The organism is Cryobacterium sp. Y29, assembly GCF_002929825.1.
Taxonomy (GTDB): Bacteria; Actinomycetota; Actinomycetes; order Actinomycetales; family Microbacteriaceae; genus Cryobacterium.
In genome coordinates this window covers 1-1,002 of the sequence record NZ_PJJN01000001.1, presented here as the reverse complement: position 1 = coordinate 1,002, position 1,002 = coordinate 1, and the positions used below count along the sequence as shown (strand labels likewise).

The following is a 1,002-nucleotide window of genomic DNA, read 5'->3' as shown; positions in this document are numbered from 1 at the left end:
GGACACCTCACAAGAGAGAATGTTCACTATGGCAAGATCACGTCGGGACTTCACCCCTGAGTACAAAGACGAGGCCGTGAAGCTGGTCGTCACCACGGGCAGAGCGGTCGCGACCGTCGCCCGCGAGCTCGGTATCAACGAGGCCACGTTGGGCCACTGGTTGACCGCGTTCAAGGCCCGCAACGAGACCGGACAAGCCGAGGTGACGGAGTCCGAGAGGGCCGAGCTGCTGCGGCTGCGGAAGGAAAACGCGGATCTGAAGATGGACAGGGCGTTTCTAAAAAAAGCGTCCATCTTCTTCGCCCAGGAAGCCTCGGATACGAACGGCAAGCGTTCGAACTGATGCTGGCGGAGAAGACCAACTTCACCATCACCCGCATGGTCCGTCTCCTCGAGGTCTCCCGTTCTGGCTATTACGCGTGGATGGATCGTGCGCCCTCGCCGGCGGCGATCCGGCGGGAACACATCGAGCAGAAAGTCGCCTTCTTCCACGGCGATTCTGACGAAGTTTACGGGGCCCCGCGGATCCTTGTTGACCTGCGCGCAGACGGGGAGATCATCTCCCGCAAAACGGTGGCCAGGACCATGAAACGCCTGGGTTTGGCGGGGATCTGCCCGAAGAAATGGAAGACGACCACGATCATCGACCACGCTGACGCCTACCCGGTGGATGCCGTGAAACGGCAGTGGGATACCGGCGCTTTGAACCAGGTTTGGGTCGGCGATATTACCTACCTGAGGACGTGGGAGGGGTGGGTGTATTTGGCGACGGTCATCGACGCCCACAGTCGCCGCGTGATCGGTTGGGCTATCGCCGACCACATGCGCACCGACCTCATCCAGGACGCCCTGACGATGGCCATGGTCCTGCGCGGGGACCGCCCGCCGACGGTTATTTTTCACAGTGACCGTGGCACCCAATACGCTTCGGCTCAGATCACCGCATTCGCGGCCGCGAATGGCATCACCCGGTCGATGGGATACACCGGAATTTGCTGGGAT

General features: G+C 61.3%; 2 protein-coding genes. Both read left to right on the top strand.

Translation table 11 applies throughout. The features are described from left to right. Positions 1 to 19: 19 nt before the first annotated feature. Positions 20 to 343, top strand: coding sequence for a transposase (locus tag CXY74_RS00010; protein WP_104198529.1), 324 nt, complete (start codon positions 20 to 22; stop codon positions 341 to 343). Next, positions 340 to 1,002: IS3 family transposase (locus CXY74_RS00005; RefSeq protein ID WP_233193042.1), on the top strand; the 663-nt coding region annotated here is incomplete at its 3' end. The genes CXY74_RS00010 and CXY74_RS00005, both read left to right, overlap by 4 nt.